At 54.5% G+C, this 8,883-nt stretch carries 7 protein-coding genes, 1 tRNA gene and 1 rRNA gene; 6 read left to right on the forward strand and 3 right to left on the reverse strand.

Annotated elements, in window-relative coordinates:
* Positions 1–9 precede the first annotated feature (9 nt).
* The 3 genes from prmA to fis all read left to right on the forward strand — a co-directional run bounded on the left by prmA (position 10) and on the right by fis (position 2,535).
* Positions 10–891, forward strand: coding sequence for a 50S ribosomal protein L11 methyltransferase (prmA, locus tag ACOI7D_RS14880; RefSeq protein WP_004144971.1), 882 nt, complete (start codon positions 10–12; stop codon positions 889–891).
* A 357-nt stretch (positions 892–1,248) separates the two neighbouring features.
* Positions 1,249–2,214 (forward strand): tRNA dihydrouridine synthase DusB, encoded by a 966-nt coding sequence (gene dusB, locus ACOI7D_RS14885; protein ID WP_004144972.1) that lies wholly within the window; start codon positions 1,249–1,251, stop codon positions 2,212–2,214.
* A gap of 24 nt (positions 2,215–2,238) precedes the next feature.
* Positions 2,239–2,535 carry a DNA-binding transcriptional regulator Fis gene (gene fis / locus ACOI7D_RS14890; RefSeq protein ID WP_000462905.1) on the forward strand — a complete coding sequence of 99 codons (297 nt, stop codon included), beginning with the start codon at positions 2,239–2,241 and terminating at the stop codon, positions 2,533–2,535.
* A gap of 84 nt (positions 2,536–2,619) precedes the next feature.
* Here the strand turns inward: fis and envR are convergent, their stop codons facing one another.
* Positions 2,620–3,273 (reverse strand): acrEF/envCD operon transcriptional regulator, encoded by a 654-nt coding sequence (envR, locus tag ACOI7D_RS14895; protein ID WP_109546864.1) that lies wholly within the window; start codon positions 3,271–3,273, stop codon positions 2,620–2,622.
* Between the two features lie 376 nt (positions 3,274–3,649).
* Here envR and ACOI7D_RS14900 point away from each other — a divergent pair, with 376 nt between their 5' ends.
* From ACOI7D_RS14900 to ACOI7D_RS14910, 3 genes are all read left to right on the forward strand, one after another.
* Positions 3,650–4,789, forward strand: a complete 1,140-nt coding sequence (locus ACOI7D_RS14900; RefSeq protein WP_109546863.1) for an efflux RND transporter periplasmic adaptor subunit — start codon at positions 3,650–3,652, stop codon at positions 4,787–4,789.
* A gap of 12 nt (positions 4,790–4,801) precedes the next feature.
* Entirely contained in the window at positions 4,802–7,912 is a 3,111-nt protein-coding gene (locus ACOI7D_RS14905; RefSeq protein WP_023291164.1) for an efflux RND transporter permease subunit, read from the forward strand.
* A 292-nt stretch (positions 7,913–8,204) separates the two neighbouring features.
* Complete coding sequence (locus tag ACOI7D_RS14910; protein WP_004206262.1) at positions 8,205–8,426, forward strand: membrane protein; 222 nt, start codon at positions 8,205–8,207, stop codon at positions 8,424–8,426.
* A 220-nt stretch (positions 8,427–8,646) separates the two neighbouring features.
* On the opposite strand, the gene rrf is transcribed toward ACOI7D_RS14910, so the two are convergent.
* Positions 8,647–8,762 (reverse strand): 5S ribosomal RNA (gene rrf, locus ACOI7D_RS14915).
* A gap of 38 nt (positions 8,763–8,800) precedes the next feature.
* Positions 8,801–8,876 (reverse strand) — tRNA-Thr (locus tag ACOI7D_RS14920).
* Between the last annotated feature and the right edge of the window lie 7 nt (positions 8,877–8,883).

Here is an 8,883-nt window from a genome sequence, read left to right on the forward strand (position 1 = left end):
AGTTTTGCTATGCCATGGATCCAACTGAAACTAAATACCACCGGCGCGAACGCTGAAGATCTTAGCGATGCGCTGATGGAGGCCGGATCGGTCTCGATCACCTTCCAGGATACGCACGATACGCCGGTATTTGAGCCGTTGCCCGGGGAAACCCGGCTGTGGGGCGATACCGACGTGATCGGCCTGTTCGATGCCGAAACCGATATGAAAGCGGTCGTTGCCCAACTGGAGCAGCACCCGCTGCTGGGCGCCGGCTTCGCGCATAAGATCGAGCAGCTGGAAGATAAAGACTGGGAGCGGGAATGGATGGATAACTTCCATCCGATGCGTTTCGGTGAGCGGCTGTGGATCTGCCCGAGCTGGCGCGACGTTCCGGATGAAAATGCCGTCAACGTGATGCTCGATCCGGGTCTGGCCTTCGGTACCGGCACGCACCCGACGACATCCCTGTGCCTGCAGTGGCTCGATGGACTCGACCTCAACGGAAAAACGGTCATTGATTTCGGCTGCGGTTCCGGCATCCTGGCGATTGCCGCGCTGAAGCTGGGGGCCGCAAAAGCGATCGGCATTGATATCGACCCGCAGGCTATTCAGGCCAGCCGCGATAACGCGCAGCGTAACGGCGTCTCTGAGCGTCTGGAGCTCTATCTTCCTCAGGACCAGCCCGAGTCGATGAAAGCCGACGTCGTGGTCGCCAATATCCTGGCTGGCCCGTTACGTGAGCTGGCGCCGTTAATCAGCGTCCTGCCCGTTTCAGGCGGTTTGCTGGGGCTTTCCGGCATCCTTGCCAGCCAGGCGGAGAGCGTCTGTGAAGCCTACGCCGATCTCTTCACCCTTGACCCGGTGGTCGAGAAAGAGGAGTGGTGCCGGATCACCGGCCGGAAAAACTAAGCGCAATGCGGCCTGTGGGCCGCATTTTTGTTTCCAGTAGCCACCAAATAATGCCAGGAAATGAGAGGCAGATCGCACTACAGAGCACTTTTTTGGCTATAAAAACAGCGTTTTATATCGCCTGGTAGCGAGTTTGTCTAAGAAAAATCGAGAAGTTTTATGATTTTATAAATGGACACAAATTATCCATCAGCCATTAAATCAATGATTAATATAAGTATTTATTCATTCCTTTTACGTTAGTCCCGGATTCATTGATCTGCAACAGAGGATTGCTCAAAGTTTGGCCTTTCATCTCGTGCAAAAAATGCGTAATATACGCCGCCTTGCAGTCACAGTATGGTCATTTCTTAACTCATGCGCATCGGACACCACCAGCTCAGAAATCGCCTGATCGCAGCGCCCATGGCTGGCATTACTGACAGACCATTCCGGACGCTGTGCTACGAGATGGGAGCGGGTTTAACCGTTTCCGAGATGATGTCCTCTAACCCACAGGTGTGGGAGAGCGACAAGTCCCGTTTACGGATGGTGCATATTGATGAGCCCGGTATTCGTACCGTGCAAATCGCCGGTAGCGTGCCGGAAGAGATGGCTGCCGCCGCGCGGATTAACGTGGAAAGCGGCGCCCAGATTATTGATATCAATATGGGATGCCCGGCGAAAAAGGTGAATCGCAAGCTTGCAGGTTCAGCCCTCTTGCAGTACCCCGACCAGGTGAAGTCGATCCTGACGGCGGTCGTGAATGCGGTGGACGTTCCTGTGACTCTCAAGATTCGCACCGGTTGGGAACCGGAACACCGTAACTGCGTAGAGATTGCCCAACTGGCCGAAGAGTGTGGCATTCAGGCTCTGACTATTCACGGACGCACCCGCGCCTGCTTGTTTAACGGAGACGCTGAGTACGACAGTATTCGGGCAGTTAAGCAGAAAGTTTCCATTCCGATTATCGCGAATGGCGACATTACTGACCCGCTTAAAGCCAGAGCTGTGCTCGACTATACAGGGGCTGATGCCCTGATGATAGGCCGTGCAGCTCAGGGAAGACCCTGGATCTTTCGGGAAATCCAGCATTATCTGGACACTGGAGAGCTGCTGCCCCCGCTGCCGCTGGCAGAGGTCAAGCGCTTGCTTTGTGCGCACGTTCGGGAATTGCATGACTTTTATGGTCAGGCAAAAGGGTACCGAATCGCGCGTAAACACGTCTCCTGGTATCTTCAGGAACATGCTCCAGATGACCAGTTTCGGCGCACATTCAACGCCATTGAGGATGCCAGCGAACAGCTGGAGGCGTTGGAGGCATACTTCGAAAATTTTGCGTAATAGAAATAAAGAGCTGACAGAACTATGTTCGAACAACGCGTAAATTCTGACGTACTGACCGTTTCTACCGTTAACTCTCAGGATCAGGTAACTCAAAAGCCCCTGCGTGACTCGGTTAAACAGGCACTGAAGAACTATTTTGCTCAACTGAACGGTCAGGATGTGAATGACCTGTATGAGCTGGTACTGGCTGAAGTTGAACAGCCCCTGTTGGACATGGTGATGCAATACACCCGTGGTAACCAGACCCGCGCTGCCCTGATGATGGGCATCAACCGCGGTACGCTGCGTAAAAAACTGAAAAAATACGGCATGAACTGATACTAGTCAGTTGCTTGCTTGATATAAAAGGCGCTCTTCGGCATGGGGAAGCGCCTTTTTTATTACCTGCGGCAGCGGGACACATTACTGATTCACCGCCCGCAGTACCGGCGTCTCCGATACACGAGCAGCACTGACTACCGCCATAATATTATCCACCAGCGCAGGCGCCTGCTGATAAAGATCGACGCGTTGCGGATCGAGCAGCCAGTTTTTAATTAGTCCGGAAAAGGCGCTGTGTAAAACAATTAATATCACTTCAATATTTGTTTCTACTGGCAATATATTGTTACGCACACAGCACTGCAGCATGCCGCCGATGAGCGAATAATTAAAGCCAATGCGCTGGCGAATTTCATTTTCCGAAAGCATATCATTGGAAAACTCGCAGCGCTGATAAAGAATTTGCATCAGCGCGCGCTGGCGAGGATTCGCAGCAATATAGCGGAGCCCGGTAATAAACCGCTCGCGCAACGCATTTAAAGGCTCCTGTTCATTCTCTGTTGCGAGGCTATGCTGAATCAAATCCCTGAGCGGTGGCTGCTGCTGCCACATTTCATTAAACAGCTCGGTCTTACTGGCAAAATGCCAGTAGACGGCGCCGCGGGTCACTCCCGCCGCATCAGCAATATCCGTCAGGGTCGTGTTGGTCACCCCCCGCAGAGCGAACTGCTGGATCGCGGACTCAATCAGGAGCTGCCGCGTGCGTAGCGCCTCTTCTTTCGTTTTTCTTGCCATACAAGCCCCCTTCCCGCGGACAGGATATTTAGGATTTTCTGAAGATCGCTTAACCTAACATTTGTCATGGAATATTTTTTAGCAAAAATGCAGACAAGTTAATTCTGATGCCATCGTCAAATAAATTACCCAAATCAATATTAATAAATAACTCATTCACGGAATTGATGTCTATTTATTAAGATTTACAATTAAGGTAAACAGAATAAAAAGGCAGCGCGTTTTTTTTGTTTTTGCGTGCCTTGCTGATTGTCCCAAAATAACTATCCCTTACATCCAGCGGCGTTTATTTGTAGGATGGCAAACTGCTTTTTAATTCCCTCTTTCTTTCACAGATTCGCCGCCGAATTTGGCACGTAATCTATAAGGAACCGCCATGACTACTCACGCCAGAGTGACACTTTTATCCGGTTTAATTATCTCGGCCTTATTGCTTACCGGCTGCGATAATTCGGACAATCCGCAACCCCATGCCCAGGCGCCGCAGGTGACGGTCCATGTCGTGAACAGCGCGCCGCTGTCGGTCACCACCGAACTGCCAGGCCGAACTTCAGCTTTTCGCGTGGCGGAAGTCCGCCCTCAGGTAAGCGGTATTATCCTGAAGCGTAACTTTGTTGAAGGAAGCGATGTCGAAGCAGGCCAGTCGCTCTATCAGATCGATCCGGCAACCTACCAGGCGGCGTGGAACAGCGCCAAGGGCGATGAGGCAAAAGCCGAAGCCGCAGCCGCCATCGCCCACTTGACGGTGAAACGCTACGTTCCGCTGCTGGGTACCAAGTATATCAGTCAACAGGAATACGATCAGGCGGTAGCCACCGCCCGCCAGGCCGATGCCGACGTCATCGCTACCAAAGCCTCCGTGGAAAGCGCCCGCATCAACCTGGCCTACACCAAAGTGACCTCTCCCATTAGCGGACGCATCGGTAAATCGAGCGTCACCGAGGGGGCATTGGTTACCAACGGTCAGTCGGATGCCCTGGCCACCGTCCAGCAGCTCGATCCGATCTACGTCGACGTGACCGAATCCAGCAATGACTTCATGCGCCTTAAACAGGAAAGCCTGCAACGCGGCGGCGACACCAAAAGCGTTGAACTGCTGATGGAGAACGGTCAGGCCTATCCGCTTAAGGGTTCGCTGCAGTTCTCCGACGTCACTGTCGATGAAAGTACAGGTTCAATTACCCTGCGCGCTATCTTCCCTAACCCGCAGCATGTCCTGCTGCCGGGGATGTTCGTCCGCGCCCGCATCGATGAAGGCACCGATCCGCAGGCCATCCTGGTGCCGCAGCAGGGGGTGACTCGAACGCCGCGGGGCGATGCCTCCGTCATGCTGGTGAATGACAAAAATCAGGTTGAAACCCGTCAAGTGGTGGCTTCCCAGGCCGTGGGCGATAAGTGGCTTATCACCAGCGGGCTGAAGCCGGGCGACAAGGTGATTGTCAGCGGCTTACAGAAAGTCCGTCCCGGCGTCACCGTTAAAGCAGAAGTGGAGCATGCGGCACCGGTCGCGCAATAAGGATACCCAGCCATGTCTAAGTTTTTTATCCATCGACCGGTCTTTGCCTGGGTGCTGGCCATCATCATGATGATTGCCGGCGGTCTGGCCATTCTCCAGCTGCCGATAGCGCAGTATCCGACGATTGCGCCCCCTGCGGTGGCGATCTCCGCCACCTATCCCGGTGCGGATGCTCAGACCGTGCAGGACACGGTCACTCAGGTTATTGAGCAGAACATGAACGGTATCGACAACCTGATGTATATGTCGTCGACCAGCGATTCCGCCGGCTCAGTAACCATCACGCTTACCTTTAAGTCCGGCACCGATCCGGATATCGCCCAGGTGCAGGTGCAAAACAAACTGCAGCTGGCCACCCCGCTGCTGCCTCAGGAAGTCCAGCAGCAGGGAATTAGCGTAGAGAAGTCCAGCAGCAGCTTCCTGCTGGTGGCCGGCTTTATCTCTGATAACCCGGTCACCACCCAGGATGATATTTCCGACTATGTCGCCTCTAATGTTAAAGATCCCATCAGCCGACTCAACGGTGTGGGCGATGTACAGCTGTTCGGCGCGCAGTACGCCATGCGCATCTGGCTGGATGGCAACCTGCTGAACAAATACAACCTGACGCCGGTGGACGTCATCAATGCGCTGCAGGTTCAGAACGATCAGATTGCCGCCGGCCAGCTGGGCGGTACGCCAGCGCTGAAAGGCCAGCAGTTGAACGCGTCGATCATTGCCCAGACGCGGCTTAAAGATCCGCAGGAGTTTGGCAAGGTCACGCTGCGGGTCAATGCCGATGGTTCTGTCGTCCATTTGAAAGATGTCGCCCGCGTTGAGCTGGGCGGAGAGAACTACAATGTCGTCGCCAGAATTAACGGCAAGCCCGCCTCTGGTCTGGGTATTAAGCTCGCGACCGGCGCCAACGCGCTGGATACTGCCACCGCGATTAAAGCGAAGCTGGCCGAACTGCAGCCTTACTTCCCCCAGGGAATGAAGGTGGTCTATCCGTACGATACGACCCCTTTCGTCAAAATCTCTATTCACGAAGTGGTCAAAACGCTCTTTGAAGCGATTATTCTCGTCTTCCTTGTCATGTATCTGTTCCTGCAGAACATGCGCGCTACGCTCATTCCGACCATTGCCGTGCCCGTCGTGCTGTTGGGTACCTTCGCGGTACTGTCGATGTTTGGCTACTCCATCAACACCCTGACGATGTTTGGTATGGTGCTGGCGATAGGTCTGCTGGTCGATGACGCCATTGTGGTGGTGGAAAACGTCGAACGTGTGATGGTTGAGGAGAAGCTCTCGCCAAAAGAAGCGACGGAAAAGTCGATGTCGCAGATCCAGGGGGCGCTGGTGGGTATCGCCATGGTGCTCTCTGCGGTTTTCGTGCCGATGGCCTTCTTCGGCGGTTCCACCGGCGCGATTTATCGCCAGTTTTCGATCACCATCGTTTCCGCCATGGCGCTCTCCGTGCTGGTTGCCCTGGTGCTGACGCCAGCGCTCTGCGCCACGTTGTTGAAGCCAGCCTCAGCTGAACACCATGAGAAAAAAGGATTTTTCGGCTGGTTTAACGCCCGTTTTGACCAGAGCGTTAACCACTACACCAACAGCGTCAGCGGTATTTTGCGTGGAACCGGCCGTTACCTGGTGATCTATCTGCTGATCGTCGTGGGAATGGCCGTGCTGTTTATGCGTCTTCCGACATCCTTTCTACCCGATGAAGACCAGGGGGTCTTCCTGACCATGATCCAGCTGCCTTCCGGCGCTACCCAGGAGCGGACACAGAAAGTGCTGGATACCGTGACCGACTACTATCTGCATAACGAGAAGGCTAACGTCGAAAGCGTCTTTACCGTTAACGGCTTCAGCTTCAGCGGCCAGGGACAAAACTCCGGCATGGCGTTTGTCAGCCTGAAACCATGGGAAGCGCGCAGCGGTGATAAAAACAGCGTGGAGTCCATCATCAAGCGAGCCACTGTGGCCTTCAGCCAGATCAAAGACGCCATGGTTTTCCCGTTCAACATGCCTGCCATTATTGAGCTGGGTACCGCCACCGGCTTCGACTTTGAGCTGATCGACCAGGGCGGGCTAGGCCATACTGCCCTGACGCAGGCGCGCAATCAACTGCTGGGCATGGTGAAACAGCATCCGGATCAACTGGTACGGGTACGGCCTAATGGGCTGGAAGATACGCCGCAGTTCAAACTGGATGTCGACCAGGAAAAAGCGCAGGCGCTGGGCGTATCGCTCTCCGATATCAATGAAACGATATCCGCTGCGCTGGGCGGGTACTACGTCAATGACTTTATTGACCGTGGTCGCGTCAAGAAAGTGTACGTCCAGGCTGATGCCCATTTCCGTATGCTGCCGAGCGACATTAACAATATGTATGTTCGTAGCGCCAATGGCGAAATGGTTCCGTTCTCCGCCTTCGTCACTTCGCGCTGGATATATGGCTCGCCGCGTCTGGAACGCTACAACGGTTTACCCTCCATGGAGATCCTCGGTGAAGCCTCGCCGGGCAAGAGTACCGGGGAAGCCATGGCGCTGATGGAAGCGCTGGCCAGTAAACTGCCGAGCGGTATTGGTTACGACTGGACCGGGATGTCTTACCAGGAACGCCTTTCCGGCAACCAGGCTCCCGCGCTCTATGCCATCTCGCTGATTGTCGTCTTCCTGTGCCTGGCGGCGCTGTATGAGAGCTGGTCGATTCCGTTCTCAGTCATGCTAGTGGTTCCGCTGGGGGTGATCGGCGCGCTGTTAGCCGCCACGCTGCGTGGGCTGAATAATGACGTTTACTTCCAGGTAGGCCTTCTGACCACAATCGGTTTGTCGGCGAAGAACGCGATCCTGATCGTCGAATTCGCCAAGGATCTGATGGAGAAAGAAGGGAAAGGGATCATTGAAGCAACCCTGGAGGCATCGCGGATGCGCCTGCGACCCATTCTGATGACCTCTCTGGCTTTTATTCTCGGGGTCATGCCGCTGGTGATTAGCCATGGTGCCGGCAGCGGGGCGCAGAATGCGGTGGGTACCGGTGTCATGGGCGGGATGCTAACCGCGACACTGCTGGCGATCTTCTTTGTTCCGGTCTTCTTTGTGGTCGTCAGACGACGTTTTACCCGGCACGCTGAATAACCCGACCTGGTATTAAAGGCGCCCCTGCGGGCGCTTTTTTTTCGTCTGGTATATGAGCAACCACTACAGCTTCCCGCTATCTGACAACCGCTATCGCGCGCGGCAGCGCTGGGATACGATCGTTCTCTCCATCTTTTCTGCATATTCCCCTGCTTATCTTCACGATATTTACGTGGCTCATATATTGAGATGATTTCGGCATCCGGGCCGGACAATCCGCGGTGATAAAATAAGCCATTCCGTTCTGCACTGGCTCTCAGTACAACCCTGCGGATTATTCAGAGGTAATATCATGAAAAAGTATTTAATCGTGGCGCTGCTGGCCTCTCTGCTGGCAGGCTGTGCCCATGACTCTCCCTGCGTGCCGGTGTATGACTCGCAAGGCCGCTTAGTCCACACCAATACCTGTATGAAAGGCACAACAGAAGACAACTGGGACACCGCAGGCGCGATCGCTGGGGGCGCCGCCGCGGTAGCCGGCCTCACGTTAGGGATCGTCGCGCTGACCCGCTAATTCTCCCCCGACCAGCAGATACAGGGGCTAGCGTCGAACCTGTATCTGCTCTTCTGCGCATCATCCACATGACAACCGAACAAACAAACTCACTGTCCCTTGCTGCATTACGCGCAAATCGGCTTTGACGGGTTCCCCCCTGGCGGCAGGACTGCTTATCGACAGATAACACAAAAGCAGAAGGCCCAGTCTTTCGACTGGGCCTTCTGCTTTATTTGATGCCTGGCGATTCCCTACTCTCACATGGGGAGACCCCACACTACCATCGGCGCTACGACGTTTCACTTCTGAGTTCGGCATGGGGTCAGGTGGGACCGCCGCGCTATTGTCGCCAGGCAAATTCTTTACAACGTGCCGAACTTTAACCTAAAAAGTGGTGCTGATACCCAGAGTCGAACTGGGGACCTCACCCTTACCAAGGGTGCGCTCTACCAACTGAGCCATATCAGCACGCTAA

It is taken from the genome of Klebsiella sp. C360 (assembly GCF_048822415.1).
In the GTDB taxonomy this organism is placed as follows: Bacteria; Pseudomonadota; Gammaproteobacteria; order Enterobacterales; family Enterobacteriaceae; genus Klebsiella; species Klebsiella quasipneumoniae.

Coding starts and splice junctions, on each gene's coding strand:
- ACOI7D_RS14910 (WP_004206262.1), top strand. CDS start 8,205: ATGAAAAAGTATTTAATCGTGGCGCTGCTGGCCTCTCTGCTGGCAGGC.
- ACOI7D_RS14900 (WP_109546863.1), top strand. CDS start 3,650: ATGACTACTCACGCCAGAGTGACACTTTTATCCGGTTTAATTATCTCG.
- envR (WP_109546864.1), bottom strand. CDS start 3,273: ATGGCAAGAAAAACGAAAGAAGAGGCGCTACGCACGCGGCAGCTCCTG.
- ACOI7D_RS14905 (WP_023291164.1), top strand. CDS start 4,802: ATGTCTAAGTTTTTTATCCATCGACCGGTCTTTGCCTGGGTGCTGGCC.
- dusB (WP_004144972.1), top strand. CDS start 1,249: ATGCGCATCGGACACCACCAGCTCAGAAATCGCCTGATCGCAGCGCCC.
- fis (WP_000462905.1), top strand. CDS start 2,239: ATGTTCGAACAACGCGTAAATTCTGACGTACTGACCGTTTCTACCGTT.
- prmA (WP_004144971.1), top strand. CDS start 10: ATGCCATGGATCCAACTGAAACTAAATACCACCGGCGCGAACGCTGAA.